This window comes from Streptomyces diacarni (assembly GCF_003323715.1).
Classification (GTDB): domain Bacteria; phylum Actinomycetota; class Actinomycetes; order Streptomycetales; family Streptomycetaceae; genus Streptomyces; species Streptomyces diacarni.
The window spans coordinates 249,439-273,297 of record NZ_QOIN01000028.1 but is presented as its reverse complement, the minus strand read 5'-3'; the positions used below and the strand labels follow the sequence as shown (position 1 = coordinate 273,297).

Annotated in this window: 18 protein-coding genes; 10 read left to right on the top strand and 8 right to left on the bottom strand. The window is 72.3% G+C overall.

The window, feature by feature from the left end; translation table 11 throughout:
• Positions 1–11 precede the first annotated feature (11 nt).
• A complete protein-coding gene (gene metH / locus DTL70_RS04510; RefSeq protein WP_114020505.1) occupies positions 12–3,542 on the bottom strand; it encodes a methionine synthase in 3,531 nt (1,176 codons plus the stop codon).
• A 219-nt stretch (positions 3,543–3,761) separates the two neighbouring features.
• Here metH and DTL70_RS04505 point away from each other — a divergent pair, with 219 nt between their 5' ends.
• The 7 genes from DTL70_RS04505 (at position 3,762) to DTL70_RS04475 (ending at position 11,986) form a co-directional block, all read left to right on the top strand.
• Positions 3,762–4,526 carry an IclR family transcriptional regulator gene (locus tag DTL70_RS04505; RefSeq protein WP_114020504.1) on the top strand — a complete coding sequence of 255 codons (765 nt, stop codon included), beginning with the start codon at positions 3,762–3,764 and terminating at the stop codon, positions 4,524–4,526.
• 312 nt (positions 4,527–4,838) lie between these two features.
• Positions 4,839–5,603 carry an MIP/aquaporin family protein gene (locus DTL70_RS04500; RefSeq protein ID WP_114020503.1) on the top strand — a complete coding sequence of 255 codons (765 nt, stop codon included), beginning with the start codon at positions 4,839–4,841 and terminating at the stop codon, positions 5,601–5,603.
• A gap of 85 nt (positions 5,604–5,688) precedes the next feature.
• On the top strand, positions 5,689–7,233 hold the full coding sequence (gene glpK, locus DTL70_RS04495; protein WP_114020502.1) for a glycerol kinase GlpK: 1,545 nt from the start codon (positions 5,689–5,691) through the stop codon (positions 7,231–7,233).
• Positions 7,234–7,238: 5 nt separating this feature from the next.
• Entirely contained in the window at positions 7,239–8,852 is a 1,614-nt protein-coding gene (locus DTL70_RS04490) for a glycerol-3-phosphate dehydrogenase/oxidase (RefSeq protein ID WP_114020501.1), read from the top strand.
• Between the two features lie 81 nt (positions 8,853–8,933).
• Positions 8,934–10,067, top strand: a complete 1,134-nt coding sequence (locus tag DTL70_RS04485) for a glycoside hydrolase family 18 protein (protein WP_114020500.1) — start codon at positions 8,934–8,936, stop codon at positions 10,065–10,067.
• Positions 10,068–10,103: 36 nt separating this feature from the next.
• Positions 10,104–10,775 (top strand): FadR/GntR family transcriptional regulator, encoded by a 672-nt coding sequence (locus DTL70_RS04480; RefSeq protein WP_114020688.1) that lies wholly within the window; start codon positions 10,104–10,106, stop codon positions 10,773–10,775.
• A 230-nt stretch (positions 10,776–11,005) separates the two neighbouring features.
• On the top strand, positions 11,006–11,986 hold the full coding sequence (locus DTL70_RS04475; RefSeq protein ID WP_114020499.1) for a PAC2 family protein: 981 nt from the start codon (positions 11,006–11,008) through the stop codon (positions 11,984–11,986).
• A 109-nt stretch (positions 11,987–12,095) separates the two neighbouring features.
• Here the strand turns inward: DTL70_RS04475 and mshC are convergent, their stop codons facing one another.
• The 4 genes from mshC to DTL70_RS04455 all read right to left on the bottom strand — a co-directional run bounded on the left by mshC (position 12,096) and on the right by DTL70_RS04455 (position 15,699).
• Entirely contained in the window at positions 12,096–13,325 is a 1,230-nt protein-coding gene (gene mshC, locus DTL70_RS04470) for a cysteine--1-D-myo-inosityl 2-amino-2-deoxy-alpha-D-glucopyranoside ligase (RefSeq protein ID WP_114020498.1), read from the bottom strand.
• Positions 13,326–13,391: 66 nt separating this feature from the next.
• Positions 13,392–14,366 carry an SCO1664 family protein gene (locus tag DTL70_RS04465; protein ID WP_425470314.1) on the bottom strand — a complete coding sequence of 325 codons (975 nt, stop codon included), beginning with the start codon at positions 14,364–14,366 and terminating at the stop codon, positions 13,392–13,394.
• The gene (locus tag DTL70_RS04460) at positions 14,330–14,920 is read right to left on the bottom strand and encodes a DUF3090 domain-containing protein (protein WP_114015799.1); all 591 of its coding nucleotides are present in this window, start codon (positions 14,918–14,920) and stop codon (positions 14,330–14,332) included. Before DTL70_RS04460 ends, DTL70_RS04465 begins: the two co-directional genes overlap by 37 nt.
• A gap of 74 nt (positions 14,921–14,994) precedes the next feature.
• Positions 14,995–15,699 (bottom strand): histidine phosphatase family protein, encoded by a 705-nt coding sequence (locus DTL70_RS04455; RefSeq protein WP_114020496.1) that lies wholly within the window; start codon positions 15,697–15,699, stop codon positions 14,995–14,997.
• Between the two features lie 67 nt (positions 15,700–15,766).
• Between DTL70_RS04455 and corA the strand changes: the two genes are divergently transcribed.
• The gene (gene corA / locus DTL70_RS04450) at positions 15,767–16,759 is read left to right on the top strand and encodes a magnesium/cobalt transporter CorA (RefSeq protein WP_114020495.1); all 993 of its coding nucleotides are present in this window, start codon (positions 15,767–15,769) and stop codon (positions 16,757–16,759) included.
• A 64-nt stretch (positions 16,760–16,823) separates the two neighbouring features.
• Here the strand turns inward: corA and DTL70_RS04445 are convergent, their stop codons facing one another.
• A complete protein-coding gene (locus DTL70_RS04445) occupies positions 16,824–17,693 on the bottom strand; it encodes a ferritin-like domain-containing protein (protein ID WP_245978997.1) in 870 nt (289 codons plus the stop codon).
• Positions 17,694–18,091: 398 nt separating this feature from the next.
• Positions 18,092–19,144 carry an LLM class F420-dependent oxidoreductase gene (locus DTL70_RS04440; RefSeq protein WP_114020687.1) on the bottom strand — a complete coding sequence of 351 codons (1,053 nt, stop codon included), beginning with the start codon at positions 19,142–19,144 and terminating at the stop codon, positions 18,092–18,094.
• Between the two features lie 85 nt (positions 19,145–19,229).
• On the opposite strand from DTL70_RS04440, the gene DTL70_RS04435 reads away from it, so the two are divergent.
• Positions 19,230–20,285 carry an aldo/keto reductase gene (locus DTL70_RS04435; RefSeq protein WP_114020494.1) on the top strand — a complete coding sequence of 352 codons (1,056 nt, stop codon included), beginning with the start codon at positions 19,230–19,232 and terminating at the stop codon, positions 20,283–20,285.
• Complete coding sequence (locus tag DTL70_RS04430) at positions 20,282–22,477, top strand: helix-hairpin-helix domain-containing protein (RefSeq protein WP_114020493.1); 2,196 nt, start codon at positions 20,282–20,284, stop codon at positions 22,475–22,477. Before DTL70_RS04435 ends, DTL70_RS04430 begins: the two co-directional genes overlap by 4 nt.
• A gap of 602 nt (positions 22,478–23,079) precedes the next feature.
• On the opposite strand, the gene DTL70_RS04425 is transcribed toward DTL70_RS04430, so the two are convergent.
• Entirely contained in the window at positions 23,080–23,856 is a 777-nt protein-coding gene (locus DTL70_RS04425) for a hypothetical protein (protein ID WP_114020492.1), read from the bottom strand.
• Between the last annotated feature and the right edge of the window lie 3 nt (positions 23,857–23,859).

The following is a 23,859-nucleotide window of genomic DNA, read 5'->3' as shown; positions in this document are numbered from 1 at the left end:
GACGTGCACGCTCAGCGGGCGTTGAAGTACTTGGCCTCGGGGTGGTGCAGCACGATGGCGTCGGTCGACTGTTCGGGGTGGAGCTGGAACTCCTCGGAGAGCTCGACGCCGATCCGCTCGGGGCGCAGCAGCTCGGCGATCTTGGCCCGGTCCTCCAGGTTGGGGCAGGCACCGTAACCCAGGGAGAAGCGCGCTCCCCGGTACTTCAGGTCGAACATGCCCTGCATCTCGTTCGGGTCATCGCCCGCGTAGCCGAGCTCGCCGCGGACCCGCGCGTGCCAGTACTCGGCCAGCGCCTCGGCCAGCTGGACCGAGAGGCCGTGCAGCTCCAGGTAGTCGCGGTAGGCGTTGTCCGCGAACAGCTCGGCGGTCTTCTCGCCGATCCGGGAGCCGACGGTGACGACCTGGAGGCCCACGACGTCCGTCTCGCCCGAGTCCTCGGGGCGGAAGAAGTCCGCCAGGCACAGCCGGCGGCCGCGCCGCTGGCGGGGGAAGGTGAAACGGGTGCGCTCGTTGCCCTGCTCGTCGAGCAGGATCAGGTCGTCGCCCTTGGAGTAGCAGGGGAAGTAGCCGTAGACGACGGCCGCCTCCAGCAGGTTCTCCGTCTGCAACCGCTCCAGCCAGCCGCGCAGCCGCGGCCTGCCCTCGGCCTCCACCAGCTCCGCGTAGGAGGGCCCGTCGCCCTTGCGGGACTCCTTGAGCCCCCACTGGCCCTTGAAGAGCGCGCCCTCGTCGAGCCAGGAGGCGTAGTCGTGCTGGCCGATGCCCTTGATGACGCGGGTGCCCCAGAAAGGCGGGGTGGGCACGGGCGTGTCCACCGCCACGTCGGACCGGATGGAGCCGTCGTTCTCCTCGGGTTCGGGGATGTCGATGGTGCGCTTGGCCACCCGGCGCTGCTTGAGCTCGGGCAGCTTGGCCCCGGGCACGCCGCGCTTGACGTCCATCAGGGCGTCCATGAGGCTCAGCCCCTCGAAGGCGTCCTTGGCGTAGCGGACCTCGCCCTCGTAGACCTCGTGCAGGTCCTGTTCGACGTAGGCACGGGTGAGGGCCGCGCCGCCGAGGATGACGGGGAAGTCGTCGGCGATCTTGCGCTGGTTGAGCTCCTCCAGGTTCTCCTTCATGATCACCGTGGATTTCACCAGCAGGCCCGACATGCCGATCACGTCGGCCTTGTGCTCGGCCGCGGCGTCCAGGATGGCGCCCACCGGCTGCTTGATGCCGAGGTTGACGACCTGGTAGCCGTTGTTGGACAGGATGATGTCCACCAGGTTCTTGCCGATGTCGTGGACGTCGCCGCGGACCGTGGCCAGCACGATCGTGCCCTTGCCCGCGTCGTCCTCGGACTTCTCCATGTGCGGTTCGAGGTGGGCGACGGCCGCCTTCATCACCTCGGCCGACTGGAGCACGAAGGGCAGCTGCATCTGGCCCGAGCCGAACAGCTCACCGACGACCTTCATCCCGGCGAGCAGCGTGTCGTTGACGATGTCGAGCGCGGGGCGCTCCTCCAGGGCGGCGTCCAGGTCGGCCTCCAGGCCGTTGCGTTCGCCGTCGATGATCCGGCGCTGGAGGCGCTCCTCCAGCGGCAGTGCCGCCAGTTCCTCCGCCTTGCCCGCCTTCATCGACTTCGCGGTGGCGCCCTCGAACAGCTGCATGAGCTTCTGGAGCGGGTCGTAGCCCTCGCTGCGCCGGTCGTAGACCAGGTCGCGGGCGACCTCGACCTGCTCGTCGTCGAAGCGGGCGATCGGCAGGATCTTGCTGGCGTGCACGATCGCGGAGTCCAGACCCGCCTTGACGCACTCGTCGAGGAAGACGGAGTTGAGCACGATGCGCGCGGCCGGGTTGAGGCCGAAGGAGATGTTCGACAGGCCCAGCACCGTCTGCACGTCGGGGTGCTTGCGCTTGAGCTGCCTGATGGCCTCGATGGTGTTGATGCCGTCCTTGCGGGACTCCTCCTGGCCCGTGCAGATGGTGAAGGTCAGGGTGTCGATGAGGATGTCCGACTCGCGGATGCCGTAGTTGGTCGTCAGGTCCTCGATGAGGCGTTCGGCGATGGCGACCTTGTGCTCGGCGGTGCGGGCCTGGCCCTCCTCGTCGATGGTCAGCGCGATGAGGGCCGCGCCGTGCTCGGCCGCCAGCTTGGTGACCTTGGCGAACCGGGAGTCGGCTCCGGCGCCGTCCTCGTAGTTGACGGAGTTGATGACGGCGCGGCCGCCCAGCTTCTCCAGCCCCGCCTGGATGACGGAGATCTCGGTCGAGTCCAGCACGATCGGCAGCGTGGAGGCGGTGGCCAGCCGCCCGGCCAGCTCCGCCATGTCGGCGACGCCGTCGCGGCCGACGTAGTCGACGCACAGGTCGAGCATGTGGGCGCCCTCGCGGATCTGCTCCCGGGCGATCTCCACGCAGTCGTCCCAGCGGCCGTCCAGCATGGCCGTGCGGAACTTCTTGGAGCCGTTGGCGTTGGTGCGCTCGCCGATGGCCAGGTACGAGGTGTCCTGGCGGAAGGGCACCGCCTGGTAGAGGGAGGCCGCCGACGGCTCGGGCCGCGGCTCGCGCGCGCTCTGCTCCATGCCGCGGACCCGCTCCACGAGCTGGCGCAGGTGCTCGGGTGTCGTACCGCAGCAGCCGCCGACCAGGGAGAGGCCGTAGTCGCGGACGAAGGTGTCGTGCGCGTCCGCCAGCTCCTGGGGCGTGAGGGGGTAGCTGGCGCCGTCCTTGCCCAGCACCGGCAGACCGGCGTTCGGCATGCAGGAGAGCGGGACGCGGGCGTGCTGGGCCAGGTGACGCAGGTGCTCGCTCATCTCGGCCGGGCCCGTGGCGCAGTTCAGGCCGATCATGTCGATGCCCAGCGGTTCCAGCGCCGTGAGGGCCGCGCCGATCTCGGAGCCGAGCAGCATGGTGCCGGTCGTCTCGACGGTGACCGAGCACAGCAGGGGCAGGCTCACGCCCGTGGCCTCCATGGCCCGGCGGGCGCCGATGACCGACGCCTTGGTCTGCAGCAGGTCCTGGGTGGTCTCCACCAGCAGCGCGTCGGCCCCGCCGGCGATCATGCCCTCGGCGTTGCACTGGTAGGCGTCCCGCAGGGTGGCGTACGGGGCGTGTCCGAGGGTGGGCAGCTTGGTGCCGGGGCCCATGGAGCCCAGCACCCAGCGCATCCGGCCGTCGGACGTCTCGAACTCCTCGGCGACCTCGCGGGCGATCGCCACGCCCTTCTCGGAGAGCTCGAAGATGCGGTCGGTGATGTCGTACTCCCCCAGCGCCGCGTGGTTGGCGCCGAAGGTGTTGGTCTCCACGCAGTCGACGCCTGCGGCGAAGTACTCCTCGTGGACCGATCGGATGATGTCGGGGCGGGTCACGTTCAGGATCTCGTTGCAGCCTTCGAGCTGCTGAAAATCCTCCAGCGTCGGGTCCTGCGCCTGGATCATCGTCCCCATCGCTCCGTCGGCGACGACCACCCGCGAGGCCAGTGCCTGGCGAAGGGCGTCTGCCCGGGTGGGGTCCGAGGATGCGGACGTGCTGAGCGGCGACTTCGAACTCGATGCCATGGAAGAGGCTCCCTGGGTTGCGACGGCTGTCGGCTTTGCGCGCCCGTGAGGCAGCGCACCCGGTCAGCGTAGCGGGCGGGCGCAAGAGCGCAGGTCGACATTCCGACCATCGGACACTCCGCGGGACGATCACGGCTCGATCCCGACTACCGGCGCGTCGACATGAAGCGATACCGTTCGGCATTGTCGAATGACGGAACGGCAGGTCAGGGAGGACCGATGGCCCGGACCATCCAGTCGCTGGAGCGGGCGGCAGCCGTACTGCGGCTGCTCGCGGGCGGTGAGCGACGGCTCGGGCTCTCCGAGATCGCCACCGCGCTCGACCTCGCCAAGGGCACCGCGCACGGTCTGATCCGCACTCTCCAGCAGGAGGGCTTCATCGAACAGGACGCGGCCACGGGGCGCTACCAGCTGGGCGCCGAGCTGCTGCGTCTGGGCAACAGCTACCTGGACGTCCACGAGCTGCGGGCACGCGCCCTGGTGTGGACGGACGACCTGGCCCGCTCCAGCGGCGAGAGCGTCTATCTGGGCGTCCTGCACCAGCAGGGCGTGCTGATCGTGCACCACGTCTTCCGCCCGGACGACAGCCGCCAGGTGCTGGAGGTGGGCGCCATGCAGCCGCTGCACAGCACGGCGCTGGGCAAGGTGCTGACGGCCTACGACCCGGTGGCGCTCAGCGAGGCGCTGGACGGGGAGCGGCAGGCCTTCACCGAGCGGACGGTGACCGGCGAGGACGGCCTGGAGGCGGCCCTGGAGCTGACCAGGGGGCGCGGCTGGGCGTCCGACGTGGAGGAGACCTGGGACGGCCTCGCCTCGGTGGCGGCCCCCATCCACGACCGGCGCGCGATGCCGGTGGGCGCGGTGGGGATCACGGGCGCCGTGGAGCGGGTCTGCGAGGGCGAGGACCTGCGTCCGTTGCTTGTCGCGGCCGTCAGGGACACGGCGCGCGCGGTCTCGCGCGACCTGGGTGCGCGGCGCTTCTGAGGGGGCGCGGCCGACGGGGCGCCGGGGTGCGGCGCCCCGTCGGCCCGTGCCCGCCCCGCCGGCCGCCCTGCCCGCTCCGGTGGCCCGCTCCGACGTGCCGGACGGGGCGCGGGCGCGCACGATGGGCACCCGGGAGTGATCCGTCACAGCCCCTTGACGCGACCTCCGTAGAGGAGAAGAGTTGCCGTTCAGCGGTCGACATTGTCGAACGCCGGACGGGAAAACGACCGGCTTACCGACCCGACCCGTTTATCCTCCCCCAGCCTCCGGCCGGGGGTACCCCCAAAGACAACAGGACAAAGGAGTCCGCGGGTGTCCAGCTCCGACATCTTCACGAGCGAGGTCCTCGGCACGATGCTGCTGGTCCTCCTCGGTGGCGGCGTGTGCGCCGCCGTCAACCTGAAGCGCTCCAAGGCGTTCGAGGCCGGCTGGGTGGCCGTCGCCTTCGGCTGGGGCTTCGCGGTGCTCACCGGCGCCTACGTGGCGCAGTCCTCGGGCGCCCACCTGAACCCGGCGGTGACGCTGGCCCTCGCCATCAAGGGCGACACCCCCTGGGGCGACGTGCCCGTCTACATGGGCAGCGAACTGCTCGGCGCCATGATCGGCGCGGTCCTCGTCTGGCTGGCCTACTACAGTCAGTTCCAGGTCACTCTCCGCGAGCCCGACGCCGCCGAGATGAAGGACGCGAACCCGGGCCAGGTGCACGGCGTCTTCTTCACCTCCCCCGAGGTGCGCAAGCCGCTGCTGAACTTCCTCACCGAGGTCATCGCCACCTTCGTGCTGATCATCGCGATCCTCACGCAGGGCCTGGTCAAGGACGCCGACGGCAGCGTCGGCCTCGGGCGGATGGGCGCCCTGATCACCGCGCTGGTCGTCGTCGGTATCGGTCTCTCGCTCGGTGGCCCGACGGGCTACGCGATCAACCCGGTCCGTGACCTCGGTCCCCGGATCATCCACGCGGTGCTGCCGCTGCCCAACAAGGGCGGCAGCGACTGGAGCTACGCCTGGGTCCCGGTGGTGGGGCCGCTGGCCGGCGCCGCGATCGCCGCGGGCGTCTACAACCTCGCGTGGGGATGAGCCCTCGCCCGGGGAGCCCCGCCAGGCGGCGGGCCGCCACCCCGGCCGGCAGACCGACACAACGACGCATCGGAGCACACACACCATGAGCGACACCCACGAGACCCACGCCTCCGCACACGGCGGCGGGCCCTTCATCGCGGCCATCGACCAGGGCACCACCTCCAGCCGCTGCATCGTCTTCGACAAGGACGGCCGGATCGTCGCGGTCGACCAGAAGGAGCACGAGCAGATCCTGCCGAAGCCGGGCTGGGTCGAGCATGACGCGGCCGAGATCTGGACCAACGTCCAGCAGGTCGTGAGCGGCGCGATGGAGAAGGCGGGGATAACCAAGCAGGACGTGCTGGCGCTGGGCATCACCAACCAGCGCGAGACGACCCTGCTGTGGGAGAAGGCCACCGGCAAGCCGGTGCACAACGCCATCGTCTGGCAGGACACCCGCACCGACGCGCTGTGCAAGGAGCTGGGCCGCAACGTCGGCCAGGACCGCTTCCGCCGCGAGACCGGGCTGCCGCTGGCCTCGTACTTCGCGGGTCCGAAGATCCGCTGGCTGCTCGACAACGTGGACGGGCTGCGCGAGCGCGCCGAGAAGGGCGAGATCCTCTTCGGCACCATGGACTCGTGGGTCATCTGGAACCTGACCGGCGGCCCCAACGGCGGCAGGCACGTCACGGACGTCACCAACGCGTCCCGCACCATGCTGATGAACCTGCACACCATGAGCTGGGACGAGAAGATCTGTTCCTCGCTCGGCATCCCGATGGCGCTGCTGCCCGAGATCCGCTCCTCGGCCGAGGTGTACGGCGAGGCGACCGGTGACCTGGCGGGGCTGCCCGTGGCCTCCGCGCTCGGCGACCAGCAGGCGGCGCTGTTCGGCCAGACCTGCTTCGAGGAGGGCGAGGCGAAGTCCACCTACGGCACCGGCACCTTCCTGCTGATGAACACCGGGCACGAGCCGGTCAACTCCTACAACGGGCTGCTCACCACGGTCGGCTACCGCATCGGCGACCAGGAGCCGGTCTTCGCGCTGGAGGGCTCCATCGCGGTCACCGGCTCTCTGGTGCAGTGGATGCGCGACCAGATGGGGCTGATCAACAGCGCCGCGGAGATCGAGACGCTGGCCAGCTCCGTGGAGGACAACGGCGGCGCCTACTTCGTCCCGGCCTTCTCCGGGCTGTTCGCCCCGTACTGGCGCTCGGACGCGCGCGGCGTCATAGCGGGCCTGACCCGCTACGTCACCAAGGCGCACCTGGCCCGCGCGGTGCTGGAGGCCACCGCCTGGCAGACGCGGGAGATCGTCGACGCGATGCAGAAGGACTCCGAGGTGGAGCTCTCCTCGCTCAAGGTCGACGGCGGCATGACCGCGAACAACCTTCTGATGCAGACCATCTCGGACGTACTGGACGCCCCGGTCGTCCGTCCGATGGTGGCCGAGACGACCTGTCTCGGCGCGGCGTACGCGGCCGGCCTGGCCGTCGGCTTCTGGTCGGACACCGACGAGCTGCGGGCCAACTGGAAGCGCGCCGCGGAATGGACCCCCCGCATGGACGCGGACACGCGCGAGCGGGAGTACCGGAACTGGCTCAAGGCCGTCGAGCGGACCATGGGCTGGATCGAAGAGGAGAACTGAGAGCAATGAACACCCTGCAGAGCGTCCCCACCCTCGGGACGCACCCGACTGCCGGCAGCAATCCTGGCCGCGCAGAGACCAGAGGGCTGCTCGCGAACGCGACGTACGACCTGCTGGTCATAGGCGGCGGCATCCTGGGGACCTCGGTCGCCTGGCACGCCGCGCAGTCGGGGCTGCGGGTCGCGATGGTGGACGCCGGCGACTTCGCCGGCGCCACCTCATCCGCGTCCTCGAAGCTGGTCCACGGCGGCCTGCGGTACCTGCAGACCGGCGCGGTCAAACTCGTCGCGGAGAACCATCACGAGCGCCGGGTGCTGGCCAAGGACGTGGCCCCGCACCTGGTCAACCCGCTCACCTTCTACCTGCCCGTCTACAAGGGCGGTCCGCACGGCGCGGCCAAGCTCGGCGCGGGCGTCTTCGCCTACTCGGCGCTGTCCGCGTTCGGCGACGGCGTCGGCCGCGTCATCTCCCCGGCGAAGGCGGCGGCGGACAACCCCGCGCTGCGCACCGACAACCTCAAGGCCGTCGCGGTCTACGGCGACCACCAGATGAACGACTCGCGGATGGCCGTGATGACGGTCCGCGCCGCGGTCGAGTCGGGCGCCGCGGTGCTCAACCACGCGGAGGTCACCGGGCTGCGTTTCACCGGTGGCCGGGTGACCGGCGCGGAGCTCAAGGACCGCACGGACGGCACGGAGTTCGGCGTCAACGCGCGCCTGGTGCTGAACGCGACAGGGCCGTGGGTGGACCACCTGCGCACCATGGAGGACAGCGGTGCGGCGCCCTCCATCCGGCTGTCCAAGGGCGCCCACCTGGTGCTCAAGCGCAAGTCGCCGTGGCGCGCCGCGATGGCCACCCCGATCGACAAGTACCGCATCACCTTCGCGCTGCCGTGGGAGGACCAGCTGCTGCTGGGCACCACGGACGAGGAGTACACCGGCGACCCGGCCGACGTCACCGCGACCGAGTCCGACATCCAGCAGATCCTGGACGAGGCCGCCTTCTCGGTGCGGGACGCGGACCTGGACCGCGACGCGATGACGTACGCGTTCGCGGGGCTGCGGGTGCTGCCCGGCGGCCCCGGCGGCGTGGAGTCCGCCAAGCGCGAGACGGTGGTCACCGAGGGCCGGGGCGGCATGCTGTCGGTCGCGGGCGGCAAGTGGACGACCTACCGGCACATCGGCCGCACGGTGATGGACAAGCTGGAGAAGCTGCCCGGCGGAGGAAGCGCCGAGGCCATGGAAAACGCGGTGCCGGTGAAGGACCTGGTGCGGCGCACCCCGCTGCCCGGTGTCGCCAACCCCAACGCGGTGGCGCACCGGCTGCTGGTCGACCGCGAGCCGGGCGTACGGATGGACCCGCTGACGGCGCGCCAGCTGGCCACCCACTACGGTTCGCTCTCCTTCGACATCGCCCGCCTGGTCAACGAGGACCCGTCGCTGGGCGAGCGCATCCACCCGGACGGGCCCGAGATCTGGGCGCAGGTCGTCTACGCCCGCGACCACGAGTGGGCCGAGTCGGTGGACGACGTGGCGCGTCGCCGCACCACGCTGACGATCCGCGGCCTGGACACCGACGACGTCCGCGGCCGGATCGAGGAGCTGCTCAAGCAGCGCTGACCGGTACACCAGTTCGGCAGTTTGGTAACGAGAGCCCCCTCGACGCCGCGTCGAGGGGGCTCTCGTGGCACTGTCCCCGGCATGGGCACCGGGGCGGGCGCACGGCAGAGCGAGGGCGTGGAGAAGGCGGCCGGAACCGCGGCGCGGGAGAGAAGGCGCCGCCGTCTCGGCGTACGCATGCCGGGGCGCACCAGGGCGCGGCGGGCACTGGCCTGGACGGCGCTCGCCCTGACCGTCCTGCTCGTGCTGCCGGTGGCGGCCGCCGCGAGCGCGCTGAGGCTCGCGTACACGGGAGATCCGCAGCCCGAAGCCCGCACCCGCGGCCGTGACGCGATCTGGCTGGGGCACGCCTGGGTCGACGGGCGCAGGGACGCGGGCGACCTGCGGGCGCTGAAGCGGCGGATGGCCGGCACGGGCATCCGCGATCTGTACGTCCACACCGGGCCCCTCGCCCACGACGGTTCCCTCCCGGCGGACCGCCACCCCCGCGCCGGGTGGCTGCTGCGCGCGGTCGAACGGGAGATGCCCGGCGTGCGCGTACAGGCGTGGCTGGGCGACAGGCTGGTGTACGGGAAGGACCAGCGCGGCGGCCTCCGGCTGGCCGACCGGGGAACGCGGGACGCGGTCGTGGCCGGCGCGCGCCAGGTACTGGCCGCGGGGTTCGACGGGGTGCACTTCGACCTGGAGCCGCTGCGCTCGGGCGACGGCGACTACCTGCGCCTGCTGGAGAGGCTGCGCCGGTCCGTGCACGCGCGCGGCGGGATGCTGTCGGTGGCCGCGCACCAGATCGACCCGCTGCCCGGGCTGCACCAGGTGGGCGAGGCGACCGCCGGTGAGGGGAAGTGGTGGTCCCAGGGGTACTTCGGGCAGGTGGCCGGGCGCGTGGACCAGATCGCACTGATGTCCTACGACACCTGGCTTCCGGTGGAGAGCCTGTACGGCGGCTACGTGGCCCGGCAGACCCGACTGGCGCTCCAGGCGGCGCCGGACGACGTGGACGTCCTGATGGGCCTGCCGTTCTTCCACACGGACAGCATGGGGCACCATGCCGGGGCCGAGACCGTGGCGGCGGCGGTGCGCGGGGTCCGGCTGGGCCTGGGGCGCCAGGAACCGGGGCGCGGGCGGTTCGGCGTCGCCCTCTATGTCGATTTCGCGGCGACAGCGAAAGACTGGACGGCCTACCGGCGGGGCTGGTGTGCGCCGGACGGTTCATAATCGACGAGCAGACATCCGATGTCTATGGGAGGCAGCGTGGCGGTTACCGACGAGGCGATCGAGAAGATCAAGGGCATGATCGTCTCGGGAGCGCTGGGCCCAGGTGACCGGTTGCCCAAGGAGAGCGAGCTGGCCACCGAGCTGGGCCTGTCGCGCAACTCCCTGCGCGAGGCGGTCCGCGCGCTGGCCCTCATCAGGGTCTTGGACGTGCGCCAGGGCGACGGCACCTACGTGACCAGTCTCGATCCGAAACTGCTGCTGGAGGCGATGAGCTTCGTCGTCGACTTCCACCGCGACGACACCGTCCTGGAGTTCCTCGCCGTGCGCCGCATCCTGGAGCCCGCCGCCACGGCGATGGCCGGACAACGGATCGCCGAGGAGGAGCTGGACGCGCTGGGCGGGCAGCTGGACGCGCTGGGCACGGACCCGTCCGTGGAGGAACTGGTCGCCGCCGACCTGGAGTTCCACCGGCGCATCGTGGCGGCCAGCGGCAACACCGTGCTGTGCTCGCTGCTGGACGGCCTGTCGGGGCCGACCACCCGGGCCAGGGTGTGGCGGGGGCTCACCCAGCAGGACGCCGTCAGCCGCACCCTGCACGAGCACCGGCAGATCCTCGCCGCGCTGCGCGCCCGCGACGCGGAGGCCGCGCGCTCCTGGTCCACGGTGCACATCGCCAGTGTGGAGCAGTGGCTGCGCTCGACCCTGTGAACCCCGGCGGAAACCCCCGCCGCCCACAGGTCCGATGTACTGCCGGGACAGGCGTGCCCGCCTTGGATGCGCGCCGGTCACGGGCGCCGTGCGGGGGCTGCGGCACGGGCACCGTCACGCCGTAGGCTGGGGCCCGCACCAAGCGCGTCGGCGGCAGCACAAGCGGCCACCGGCGCGGGGCAGACGGAACGGCACGCCGCACAGGCGACAGCAGGCTAAGGAGGCGCTGGGTGATCGAGCTGGAGGGGGTTCCCGAGCTGGTCGACCCAGTCATGGTGGCCGCGTTCGAAGGGTGGAACGACGCGGGGGACGCCGCCTCCACGGCGCTGGCGCACCTGGAGAAGGAGTGGAAGGGCGAGGTCTTCGCCGCCCTCGACGCGGAGGACTACTACGACTTCCAGGTCAACCGGCCGCAGGTCTTCATGGACGACGGCGTCCGCAAGGTCACCTGGCCCACCACGCGCCTGTCCGTGATCCGCGTCGAGGACGCCGACGGCAAGGGCAAACGGCGCGACCTGGTCCTGGTGCGGGGCATCGAGCCCAGCATGCGGTGGCGCTCCTTCTGCAACGAGATCCTCGGCTTCGCGCACGAACTCGGTGTCGAACTCGTCCTCGTGATGGGGGCGCTGCTCGGCGACACCCCGCACACCCGGCCCGTCCCCGTCACCGCCGTCACCTCCGACCCCGACCTGGCCCGCACCATGAACCTGGAGGAGTCGCGGTACGAGGGTCCGGCGGGCATCGTCGGCATCCTCCAGGAGGCCTGCACCCACGCGGGGGTACCCGCCGCCAGCCTGTGGGCGGCCGTCCCGCACTACGTCTCCCAGCCGCCCAACCCGAAGGCGACGCTCGCTCTCCTCAACCGCCTGGAGGACATGCTGGGCGTGCGCATCCCGATGGGGGAGCTCGCGGAGGACGCGCGCGCCTGGCAGCTGGGCGTCGACCAGCTCGCCGCGGAGGACAGCGAGGTCGCCGAGTACGTGCAGTCCCTGGAGGAGGCCAGGGACACCGCCGAGCTGCCGGAGGCCTCGGGCGAGGCCATCGCGAAGGAGTTCGAACGCTACCTGCGCCGGCGCGACGGCACCCCCGACGGCGGAACCGCGCCGGGCACCGCCCCCTACCGCCGGGAGTCCGGAACGCAGCCTCCGCCGCCCAAGCCCGGCGGTGAACCACCCAGGCCGGGCGACAACGACGAGGACGGCGAGGAGTAGCCCGGCCTCCGACCGCGTGCACGCGCGCCGCGCGGCGTGCTCCCGAACGCGCGGCGGCCCGGCGGCGCCGTGTTCACCGGCACCGCCGGGCCGTCGGCGGAACGGGACGCTACAGCGCCACACCCAGCAGCGCGTCCACCGTCCGGGAGACGAGCCCGGGAGCCGATTCGTCCGTGCCGCCACGGGTGGCCTGCTCCTCGGCCCAGGCGTCCACCGCGGCCAGCGCCGCGGGGCTGTCGAGGTCGTCGGCGAGGGCGACCCGCACGCTCTCCAGCATGTCCTCGGCGGGCGGACCGTCGGGGCGCGAGACCGCGTCGCGCCACCGCGCGAGACGCTCCTTCGCCTCGTCCAGAACCGCCTGCGTGTACTCCCAGTCGGCACGGTAGTGGTGGGCCAGCAGGGCGAGCCGGATGGCGGCCGGGTCGACGCCGTCCCGCCTCAGCTGCGAGACGAAGACGAGGTTGCCCTTGGACTTGGACATCTTCTCGCCGTCCAGACCGACCATCCCCGCGTGCACGTAGGTGCGGGCGAAGGGGTACTCCCCCGTGAGGGCCTGCGCGTGCGAGGCACCCATCTCGTGGTGGGGGAAGGCCAGATCGGAACCGCCGCCCTGCACGTCGAAGGACATGCCCAGGTGCTCCAGAGCGATGGCCACGCACTCGATGTGCCAGCCGGGGCGCCCGGGGCCGAGGGAGCCGCCGTCCCAGTGGGGCTCGCCCTCGCGGGCCGCCACCCACAGCATCGGGTCGAGCGGGTTCTTCTTGCCGGGCCGCTCGGGGTCGCCGCCGCGCTCGGCGGACAGCAGCCGCATCGTCTCCTCGTCGTAGCGGGAGACCTCGCCGAAGTGGGCGTCGGACTCCACGGAGAAGTAGACGTCGCCCTCCAGGTCGTAGGCGGCGCCCATGTCACGCAGCCGCTCGACCAGCGGAACGATCCTCGGGATGGCCTCCACCGCGCCGACGTAGTCCTTCGGCGGCAGCATCCGAAGAGCCGTCATGTCCTCGCGGAACAGGGCGGTTTCACGCTCGGCCAGGGCCGTCCAGTCGGTGCCCGTGGCGACGGCCCGCTCCAGGAGTGGATCGTCGACGTCGGTGACGTTCTGTATGTAGTGAACCTGCCGCTTGGTGTCGAGCCACACGCGTTGCACGAGGTCGAACGCGTTGTAGGTCGCCGCGTGCCCCAGGTGGGTGGCGTCATAAGGCGTGATGCCACACACGTAGAGGCGGGCGACAGGACCGGGGGCGAGAGCCACCCGACCACCGGTCGCGGTGTCGTGGATGTCGAGGTCGCGGCCCTGGCCAGGCAGGACGGGGACCTCGGAAGCGGGCCAGGCATGCATACCTTGAGCCTAACCCGGACTGGTGTTCCGTATCCGGGCGGATACACGCCGTTCGGGCGTCGAGGTCTAGACCGGGGGCCAGGGAATGGCGGGCCAATCGCCGCTGGGCAGGGGGTGCGCTCCCGAGCTGAGCAGCGCCTCCACCCGCCCCCGCACGGCCTCCACCTCGGCGTCCGTCAGCAGTTCGGCCAGCCGTGCCGCCAGCTCGGCGCCCGCCGCCAGCTCAGCGGAGAGGCCGCGCAGCGCCTCGACCGCCTCGCCGGTCAGTTCCTCGCCCGCCCAGCCCCACAGGAGGGTGCGCAGCTTGTCGTCGACGTGGAAGGTGACCCCGTGGTCGATGGCGTAGAGAGTGCCGTCGGGGCGGGGCAGCAGATGGCCCCCCTTGCGGTCGCCGTTGTTGATCACCGCGTCCAGGACGGCGAGCCGCCGCAGCGCGGGGTCGTCGGCGTGGACGAGCAGCGCTGTCCTGCCGCCGCCGACGTCCGCGAAGCCGACGGCCTTCCAGCCCTCCCCCGGCTCCTGCTCGTCCACCAGCGCGAGCAGCGGCGCGGGGCCTTCCCCGGCGCCGTCCTCCTGGGCGCCGCCCGGCTGGGCGCCGTCCTCCGGGTCGGCGTCCTCGGGGGCGGCCTCGCCTCCGCCCTGGTCCGAACCGGCCTCTCCCGCGTCCGGCGGCTCCCCCACCCACGCCTGGCACATGCCCGTCCCGTAGGGGCCGTCGCGCAGCACCGTCGCCGGTATCAGGTCCCATCCCGTGGCGCGCGAGACCTCGTAGGCGGCCACCTCCCGCTGGGCGAGACTGCCGTCGGGGAAGTCCCACAGCGGGCGCTCACCCGCGACCGGCTTGTAGACGCAGGGGAGGACGATCCCCTCGTGCTCGACCGTGCCGAACAGCACCGCGTTCGACGCCTCGGTGATCTGTCCGTGGACCGTGAGCGTGCCCTGCGCGATCAGCCGCCGGGTCGCCTCGGCCGCCGGTCGCGCCACGCTCCGGGATGCTGTGCCGCTCATTCGCTCCGGCGGTATCCGTTCTGGCGCGGACATACGTGTCCTTCGGGGTCGAGCGGCAGGCTGCACAGAGGGCACGGAGGACGGCCCGCGTTGACGACCTCCATGGCCCGCTTGGCGAAGGCCCGCGCCATGGTGCCGCTGATCCGCACCCGGAGCATCGGCGGGCCGTTCTCATCGTCCTGCAGCAGCCGTTCCTCGGCGTCGGCGAGGTCCTCGTCCTCGCCGGGCTCCAGCTCGACGACGGCCTGCGCCTCCACGACCATCCGCTCGCCCTCGCCGTCCCAGGCCAGCGCCATGGTGCCGACGCGGAACTCCTCCTCCACGGGGGAGACCAATGGTGCGGTGTCGTCGACCTCGGAGGGCGCCACGGCGGGGACGGGAGCGCTGCCACCGGAGCGCCGCACCACCTCGTCGAGCAGCTCGTCGATCCGTTCGGCGAGCGCTTCGACCTGCGCCTTCTCCAGGGCCACGCTGGTGGTACGGCCTTGCCCGCTGGCCTGGAGGAAGAAGGTGCGGCGGCCAGGCAGCCCGACGGTACCGGCGACGAACCGGTCCGGCGGGTCGTACAGGAACACCTGACGGGACACGTTCTGCTCCGTTGGATCGACAGCTTGAGTGGCTTCGGACTACCGCACCCTACTGTGCGTACCGATCATCATGCTCAGGCGCTGCCCCCCACCGTCGCGTTGCCCTGCGCGCCCCTCTCCCGGCCGCTCTCCTCGTCCGTGGGGACGGGTGGCGCGAGGGAGCCGAGCTCCCCGGTGTCGCCCAGCCGCAGCAGGAACGGGCGCAGCGGTGTGTAGGCGATGGCCGTGGCCGAGCAGGGTCCTACCGATATGCGCTGGAACAGGTCGAGGTGCATGCCGAGCGCGTCGGCGACGATCGACTTGATGACGTCACCGTGCGAACACATCAGGTAGACGGCGTTCGCCCCGTGTTCTTCCTCCACGCGGGCGTTCCAGTCGCGTACGGCCTCCACGGCGCGGTGCTGCATGGCGCGCATCGACTCGCCGCCGGGGAACGCGGCGGACGAGGGGTGGCGCTGCACGGTGGTCATGAGGGGCTCGTCGTTCAGCTCGGCGAGCTTGCGCCCCGACCACTGTCCGTAGTCGCACTCGTTGACGCGCTCCTCGGTGTGCAGCGGCAACCCGGGGCGGGCTTCGGCCAGTGGGGCGAGGGTGTCCTGACAGCGGCGAAGCGGGCTGCTGACGGCGGCGACCAGGGGCAGCTCGCCGAGCCGGCGCACCAGCCCGGAGGCCTGCCGCTGGCCGTGCTCGTCCAGGGCGACCCCGGGCGTGCGGCCGGCCAGCAGTCCCTCGGTGTTCGCCGTCGACCTGCCGTGACGTACGAGGATGAGCGTGGGCATGCCGCAACCCTAAGCGAGTCCGCCCGGATGCGGCTGCCGGGTTGTCCAGCGGCCCGGGCACGGGACAATGCGAGAGGTGATCGTCGACTGCGCGCTCTACCGGCACGGGCACAGGACCGAGCAGCCGGAGGACTTCTCCGCGGCGCTGCGCCGGGCCCGCTCCCTCGACGACGCCTTCTTGTGGGTCGGCCTGCACGAGCCGGCGAAGGACGAGTTCGACCGGATCACCCGCGATTTCGGGCTGCATCCGCTGGCGGTGGAGGACTCCCTGCACGCCCACCAGCGGCCGAAGCTGGAGGTCTACGCGGACTCGCTGTTCCTGGTGCTCAAGCCGGTCGCGTACGACGACGAGGCCGGCACCCTGAGCACGGGCGAGCTGATGGTGTTCGTGGGCGACTCCTTCGTGCTGACCGTCCGGCACGGCGAGGCGAACCCGCTCGGTTCGGTCCGCAGGCGCCTGGAGGAGGACCCCGAGGTGCTGCGGCACGGCCCCACGGCGGTGATGTACGCGGTCAGCGACACCGTCGTCGACCACTACCTCGACGTCGCCGCCGCGCTCCACGAGGACCTGGACGAGTTGGAGGCCGCCGTCTTCGCCAGTCAGGCGCCGCTCGGCGCGGTCACGGCCGGGCGCATCTACGAGTTCAAACGCCGCGCCCTGGAGTTCCGCAGGGCCACCATGCCGCTGACCGACCCGGTCACCCGGCTGACGGGCGCGGGGCTGCCGTTCGTGCACAAGGACTCGCGCCTGTTCTTCCGCGACGTGGCCGACCACCTCTCCCGGGTCAACGAGCAGGTGGAGTCCATCGACCGGCTGCTGACGGACATCCTGTCCGCGTATCTGGCGCAGATGGGTGTGCGCCAGAACGACGACATGCGCAAGATCTCGGCCTGGGCGGCGATGTTCGCCGTGCCGACGGCCATCGCCGGGGTGTACGGCATGAACTTCGACCACATGCCGGAGCTGCACTGGGTGTGGGGCTACCCGGCGACGATCCTGCTGATGGCCGCCATCTGCGTGGTGCTGTTCCGGATCTTCAAGCGCAGGGACTGGTTCTGAGCCGGCGCCGCACGGACTGGTTCCGACGCCGGCGCGGCACCAGGGGCTACTCGGGGTGGCTGCTTCAGGTGACCGGTCCGGCGGGGCGGGAGGTGGCGCCGGACCGGGTCCCCGCCTCGGGCCGTCCGGCCCCGGCGGCTCGGGCGGACTCGGCTGCCGCCGCCTGCGCCCGGCCCGTACCCAGCGCGTCGCGCCGCTCGGGCATCCGCAGGCGGACCAGGCGCCGCCAGCCGCCCAGCCGCTCGTAGACGTACCGGCCGTGGATGCCCAGCGCGACGAGCGTGTACCTGGCGCGTGACCAGCCCAGGATGCGTGCCATCCGGCTCATCACCGCGAGACCGACGTCGCGGTAGACCGTGATCTCCGCCATGGCGCTCTCCCGCAGGAGCGTGTGGATGGCGCGGCCGTGCCCGGCGCGGGCCATCCTGAGCAGCTCCTCGTGGCAGTAGGCGAGGTGGTTGTCCTCGTCCCGCGCGATCATGGTGACCGCGCGGCCGAGGTCGGGATGGTCGCCCGCCACCTTCGCCAACAGGGCCATCTCCTCGGCGGCCCGCTGTTCGGTGACCCGGCTGTGCGCGAGGTAGGCGAGCACGTCCCGCTCGGTCAGCGGCTCGTCGCGGCGCAGTTTCTCGTGGGCCAGGCCGATGCCCAGGCCTTCGAGAATCATCGTGTAGTCGGTGTCGTCGGGGATCTCGGCCGCCTGAAGCCCCCGCTTGCTCAGCAGCGCCATGAAGATCCGGCCGTGCTTGTCCTCGTCCGCACCGTGCCGGGCGATCTTCGGCGCGAGGGGGCGCTGGGTCTCGGGGACGAGCGCGGCGATACGGCCGTTCTCCCAGCCGCCCTGCGCCTCGCCGCTGGCGGCGATGGAACAGAAGAGCCGGAAGGACTCGTCGTTGTCGAGGATTTCCGTGAACAGGCTCCTGGCCGAGAGCATCGCCGCCACCTCCGTGCGCGAGTTCCCACAAAACACGACATCCGCAAGGAACGAGTCAAATACCACGTACGCTTCGGGGCAACAGATGCTGAGCCGTTCTGCGCAGAACGCATCAGGCGTGCTCGACCCGGCGCGTAACCTCGCGTCCGCCGCGTAACCGCGCGGACCGACCGGCGTTGTGCTGCGTGGCGGCCGTGGCGGGGAAGACCCCCGAGCCCCCACCACGGCCGCGAACACCTTCCCCGGGGCCGCACCGCGAACACGGTGCGGCCCCGTAGCCCGTACGGGACGCGCCCCGCCCGTACGGGACGATGAGTTCCGTACGGGCGGGGCGCGGGATATCCGGTGCGGCCCGTTCGAGGAGACCGCGGGGTGTGCCGGGCGTCCGTGCGGCGGACCTAGGAGGCCAGCCCCGCCAGCTCCCGGGCCTCGACGCCGGCCCGGAGGGCGGCCAGCCTCTCGTCCAGCGTGAATCCGGCGGGGGCCAGCGACAGTGTCGTCACCCCGGCGTCCGCGTACGCGCGCATCCGCTCGGCGATGCGCTCCTTCGGACCGATCAGCGTGGTGGAGTCGATCAGGTCGCGCGGGATGGCGGCGGCCGCCCCCTCCTTGTCGCCTGCCAGGTACTTGTCCTGGATCTCGGCGGCCTCGTCGCCGTAGCCCATGCGCTGGGCGAGCTTGTTGTAGAAGTTCTGCTTGCGGCTGCCCATGCCGCCCACGTAGAGCGCGGTGTAGGGGCGGAAGAGATCGGCCAGCGCGTCGATGTCGTCGCCCAGCGCCATCGGGACGGTGGGGCACACGTCGAAGCCGTCCATGCTCTTGCCGGCCTTCTCACGGCCCGCCCGCAGGTGCTGGAGCGTCGTCTCCTCGGCGTGCTCAGGGGAGAAGAAGACCAGCAGCGCGCCGTTCGCGATCTCGCCGGTCTGCTCCAGGTTCCTGGGCCCGATCGCGGCGATGTAGAGCGGGATCTCCTCCCGCTCGGGGTGGACGGTCAGCTTGATCGGCTTGCCGGGGCCGCCGGGCAGCGGAAGCGTCCAGTGCTCGCCCTCGTGGGTCAGCCGCTCGCGGGACATCGCCTTGCGGATGATCTCCACGTACTCGCGGGTGCGGGCGAGCGGCTTGTCGAACTTCACCCCGTACCAGCCCTCGGAGACCTGCGGTCCTGAGACGCCGAGGCCGAGACGGAAGCGGCCGCCGGAGAGCGAGTCGAGCGTCGCGGCCGTCATGGCGGTCATGGCCGGGGTCCGCGCCGGGATCTGGAAGATGCCGGAGGCCACGTCGATCCGCTCGGTCTGGGCCGCCACCCAGGTGAGCACGGTCGCGGCGTCCGACCCGTAGGCCTCGGCCGCCCAGCACACGTCGTAACCGAGCCGGTCGGCCTCCTTGGCCACGGCCAGGTTGTCCGCATCCATCCCGGCGCCCCAGTAGCCGAGGTTGATGCCCAGTCGCATCCCCATCCGCACCCAACTCCCTACTGATCAGTAATGTCCCGTACCCCACGGACTCTAACGCCCGCCACAACTACGCTCAACGCCCATGGAGCTAAGGCACCTCGGCCGCACTGGCCTGCGCGTATCCCGGATCGGTCTCGGCACCCTCAGCTGGGCGCGGGGCAGCGGCGGGCGCTCGGGCGCCGGCGGTGCGCACAGCGGCCGTACGGAGTCGGGCGAGAGCCACGAGCAGCACGTGCGCAACGCCGCCGACCAGCTCAAGGCGTTCTGGGAGGCAGGCGGCACCCTCGTGGACACCGCCGACGTGTACGGCGACGGGGAGGCCGAGTACCTGCTGGGACGGATGGTGCGCGACCTGGTGCCGCGCCGGGACCTGGTCATCGCCACCAAGGCCGGCAACGTCCCGGAACCCGACCGCCGCTTCGACTGCTCGCGCGGCCACCTCCTCGCCGCGCTCGACGCCTCACTGGAGCGGCTCGGCACCGACCACGTGGACCTGTGGCAGGTGCACGCGTGGGACCCCTGCACACCGCTGGAGGAGACACTCCAGGCACTGGACACCGCCGTGACCAGCGGGCGTGCCCGCTACGTCGGAGTGTCGAACTTCTCGGGCTGGCAGCTGGCCAAGGCGGGCACCTGGCAACTGGCGGCGCCGGGCATACGGCACCGGCTGGCCAGTACCCAGATGGAGTACTCGCTGTTGCAGCGCGGCATCGAACGCGAGGTGCTGCCGGCGGCACTCGACCTCGGCATCGGACTGCTGCCCTCCTCACCACTGGGCCGCGGGGTGCTCACCGCCAAGTACCGGCAGCCAGGCCCCCCGCCCCCGGGATCGCGCGGCGCCTCCGAGCGGCTGGCGCCGTTCGTCGAGCCGTACCTGGACGAGACCGCGGGGCGGATCGTGGACGCGGTGGCGACGGCGGCCGACGGACTCGCACTTCCCCCGCACCAGGTGGCGCTCGCGTGGGTTCGCGACCGGCCGGGCGTGACGGCGCCGATCGTCGGCGCACGCACGCCGCAGCAGCTCACGGAGGCGTTGTCAGTGGAGGGCCTTAGTCTTCCTGGTGAAATCCGAGCGGCGCTGGACGACGTCTCGGCACCCGTGCACCGCTACCCCGACCAGGACTGGAGCGAGCTGTGAGCAACGACCGGACAGCCGAACTCCTCGCCGCCGTCCGCGCGGTGGAGAACGGCGAGCGCTCCGCCGACACCTTCTTCACCGAGCGGAAGCAGCCCGCCTCCCCGGCCCGCAGGCCGGCGGCCGGCGGCGCACAGGACCGCGCGGACGCCGGGGGCGTACCGGCAGGGCGCGCCCCGGCCGGGCAGGCCGCGCCGCGCCCTGCGCGCGGGGAGGGCCTCCTCGGGGGCCGGATCGTGGTCCCCGAGGAGGTGCGGGCCCTGCTGGCGGAAGGCGGCGCACCCGAGTCCCTGGCCCCGCGCGTGGTCGAGGCTCTCGGTGAGGGCGCCGCGGAAGTACTGCGTGCCGACCCGTGGCAGCTGCTGGCGGTCGCGGGGGTGCACCCCGAGCAGGCCGACGGATTCGCCCGCGCCCTGCTCGGCGAGGAGGCCGGACCCGGGGACGCGCGGCGGGCGGTCGCGCTCGTCGTCAGGCTGCTGGAGCGCGCCGCGCTGCGGGGCGACACGGTGCAGGAACCGGCGGCCCTCGCCGAGGGCCTGGCCCGGCACGCACTGCCCGACCCCCAGGAGGCGGTCCGCGAGGCCGTCGACGCGGGCGCCGTCCTCGTGTTCGAGGACGCACTGGACGCGGGCCCCACTCCCTCCACCCCGGGGCGGGGCTCCGGGCAGGGCGCGGAGGAAGAGGCCGGCGAAGAGCAGCGCCCCGTCCGGATGCTGTTCGGCCTGGACCGCTACGCACTGGCGGAGGAGAGCCTCGCCGACGCCCTCGCCCGCATCGCGAGCACCTTCGACACGGCGCACCAGGGGCGGGGAGCGGCGGACACGGCGGACACGGCGGTCGAGTCCGCCGCGCCGGGCTGGTCCGCCGCGGCCGAGGCGGCGCCCTCCCCGTCCGCGAAAGAGCTCATCGCCACCGCGGCAGGCAGCGGGCTGGTCACCCACTCGGGGGGCGAGGCGTCCCGCGCGGAGATCGCCGCGCTCGTCGTCGCGGCGCGGCGGCTCGGGCTGCGCGCCTGGGCCCTCACCCATACGGATGACGGACGAGCCCGCATGACGCGGCTCGTCGAAGCGGTCACAGGCCCCGCCGGCACGGCGGCAGCGGCAGCGGCCGCCACCGCGGCCACGCAGACGGACGAGGCGGACGGTGAGACCGGTCAGGGCGGTCAGGGCGGTGAGTCCGGCGCCCACACCGTCGCGGATACCGGCTGCGCCACGGTCGCCGGGACCCTGGCCGGGACGGAGGGCCCCGAGCGGGACGCCGAGGGGATGCTCGCGGTGGATCTGCTGGCCGTGTGCGACGCCCCGCAGCTCGACGCGGAAGGCGCAGCGGCGCTGCTGGAATCCCTGCCGGACGGCGCGCGGCTGGTGCTCAGCGGCGATCCGGGAGTGCTCGGCGCGGCAGGGCCCGGACAGGTGTTCGGCGACCTGGTCGCGGCCCGGTACTGCCCGCACGTCGCCTCGCGCACGCCCGACCCCGGCCCCGTCGGCGAGCTGGTGTCGGGCATCGGCGTCGGTGAGCTGCTGCAGGTGGAGGCCCCCGGCAAGGAAGTCGTCATCGTCCCCGTGCAGGATGCAGGCGAGGCGGTCCACCGCACGGTGCAGCTCGTCGCCGACTCGGTGCCCCGGGCCATCGGCGTGCCCACGGAGGACACCCAGGTCATCACGCCGGGACACGGCGGCTCCGCCGGCACCCGCGCGCTGAACGCCGCCCTCAAGGAACGGCTCAACCCGGGCCCGGGCCGGTTCGCCGGCTTCGACCCCGGGGACCGCGTCGCCCACTCCCCCGCACCCGGCCGCACCGAGATCGGCACGGTGGCCTCCGCCGACGAGGAAGGGCTCCACCTCAGCTGCCACGGACGCACGCTCACGGTCCCGCCCGACCGGGTGCCGGAGACCCTGCGGCACGGCTGGGCGATGACAGCACACCAGGCGGCGGGCCTGCGCTGGCCGGCAGCCGTCGTGGTGCTGCCGGGAGACGCCACGGAGGCGCTGTCCCGCGCATGGGTCTACACCGCGTTCGGCCGCGGCGAGCAGCATCTCTCCGTCGTCCACGGCGCCGGTGACGCCCTCCCCCGCGCCGTCGTCTCGGGCCCGGCCCCGGAACGGGTGACGCGTCTGCGCGTCCTGCTCACGGAGTCGGCGCGCGCGGCGGAGGCCGACGAGGTCGGCGAGGGGGACATGGGCTCCACGGACTGAGCGCGCGCCGCGCCCCCGGCACCGGCCGCACGCGCTCGTCTTCCATGGCCGTGGCCCGGTCCAGCCCGGTCCAGCCCGGTCCGACCACGGAGTCTCCGGTCGCGGGGCCGGACCTGCTGCGGCCCACTCCGCCCGGAGCGGGCGGGGCAGGACAGGGCTCCGTGCTGGAGTGCGCACTTGGATGCGCCGGTGCGGTGGCGCGGGCCGGGTGGTGACGGCGGGGCCCGGAGCCGTCCCCGTCCGCGCCGCAGACCGGGGACGGCGCAGACCGGGACGGCGGAGACGGTGACGGCCGAGACGGTGACGGCCGAGACGGTGACGGCGGGAGACAGGGATGTGGCGGTCGGCGCCCCAGTCGGGATGCCGCTGCCCGGGTCCACAGGAGCAGGGAGGCCCCGGAGCCGGGCCTCCCAAGAGGGAAGCCCCGGCCGGGGCCCGCAAAGGCGTAAGGCCCCGGCCGGATCCGCAGAGGGGAAAACCCCGGCCTGGGCCGCAGGACCGCGGTGCAGACGGAGCACGGAGTAGGCGGAGTAGGGGAGGAAGGGGACCGAAGGGAGACGGGGGGGCGACGGTCGGGGTGGAGGCGGAGGCGAGGCTCCGGGCTACCGGCGCTGGGTCCCGGCCCCGCCGCCGGCCGCCGAGCCGGGCTCGTCCGCCGTCTCGACGAGCAGATCCTCCTCGTCCTCGTCGAAGACGGAGCTGACATCGAAACGGCAGACGACGTGCTGCGGGTCCGCCTGGTCGAAGGGGGCCGAGAGCCACTCACCCGGCTCGCCGGGCTCGTCGACCGCGGTCACCCACAGCGTGGAGTCACCCTCCTCCAGGCCGAACTCCTTGTGCCGGGTCGCGATCTCGTCCGGCTCGTACTCGCCGAACAGCACACCCAGCGCGGCGTGCACGCCACCACCCGCCGAGGCACCCTCGACCCGCTCGTCCTCCGCCGACTCCGGGTCCAGCTCGGTGACCCGCTCCGCCTGGGCGAGCATCCGCTGCGGTTCGGCGATGGTGTAGTCCCTGCGGATCAGGACGCTCAGCGCGCTGGGCGTCTCCGGCCCCGCGTAGGCGGGCAGCGTGTCTCCGCCGGGGATCTCGAAGGGGGTGACCTCGTCGTAGACCTCGTACAGCAGTTCGTCGTAGGCCTCTCCAGCGGCGGCGAGTTCGTCGAACGCGGCGTAGACGGCGGAGTCGAGTCCGGCGGTGTCCTGCTCCGCCGACGCCTCGCTCCGCTCCCCGTCACCGGCGTCGGCGTCCGCCCCCGCGGACGCCCGGGACTCACCCGCGCGGCGCTCGACGGCCTCAAGGTGCCGGTCCAGCGCGGCTTTGACCGCCTCGGCGGCGGCGCGTACGTCGGCAGCGGTGGGCTGCGCAGCATCAGACATAGT

Excerpts from the sequence above, each read along its gene's own strand:
- DTL70_RS04440 (WP_114020687.1), bottom strand. The coding sequence starts at position 19,144 with ATGCGACTGGGCATCAACCTCGGCTACTGGGGCGCCGGGATGGATGCG.
- mshC (WP_114020498.1), bottom strand. The coding sequence starts at position 13,325 with ATGCATGCCTGGCCCGCTTCCGAGGTCCCCGTCCTGCCTGGCCAGGGC.
- DTL70_RS04465 (WP_425470314.1), bottom strand. The coding sequence starts at position 14,366 with ATGTCCGCGCCAGAACGGATACCGCCGGAGCGAATGAGCGGCACAGCA.
- glpK (WP_114020502.1), top strand. The coding sequence starts at position 5,689 with ATGAGCGACACCCACGAGACCCACGCCTCCGCACACGGCGGCGGGCCC.
- DTL70_RS04425 (WP_114020492.1), bottom strand. The coding sequence starts at position 23,856 with ATGTCTGATGCTGCGCAGCCCACCGCTGCCGACGTACGCGCCGCCGCC.
- DTL70_RS04455 (WP_114020496.1), bottom strand. The coding sequence starts at position 15,699 with ATGCCCACGCTCATCCTCGTACGTCACGGCAGGTCGACGGCGAACACC.
- DTL70_RS04445 (WP_245978997.1), bottom strand. The coding sequence starts at position 17,693 with ATGCTCTCGGCCAGGAGCCTGTTCACGGAAATCCTCGACAACGACGAG.
- metH (WP_114020505.1), bottom strand. The coding sequence starts at position 3,542 with ATGGCATCGAGTTCGAAGTCGCCGCTCAGCACGTCCGCATCCTCGGAC.
- DTL70_RS04435 (WP_114020494.1), top strand. The coding sequence starts at position 19,230 with ATGGAGCTAAGGCACCTCGGCCGCACTGGCCTGCGCGTATCCCGGATC.
- DTL70_RS04490 (WP_114020501.1), top strand. The coding sequence starts at position 7,239 with ATGAACACCCTGCAGAGCGTCCCCACCCTCGGGACGCACCCGACTGCC.
- DTL70_RS04485 (WP_114020500.1), top strand. The coding sequence starts at position 8,934 with ATGGGCACCGGGGCGGGCGCACGGCAGAGCGAGGGCGTGGAGAAGGCG.
- DTL70_RS04505 (WP_114020504.1), top strand. The coding sequence starts at position 3,762 with ATGGCCCGGACCATCCAGTCGCTGGAGCGGGCGGCAGCCGTACTGCGG.
- corA (WP_114020495.1), top strand. The coding sequence starts at position 15,767 with ATGCGAGAGGTGATCGTCGACTGCGCGCTCTACCGGCACGGGCACAGG.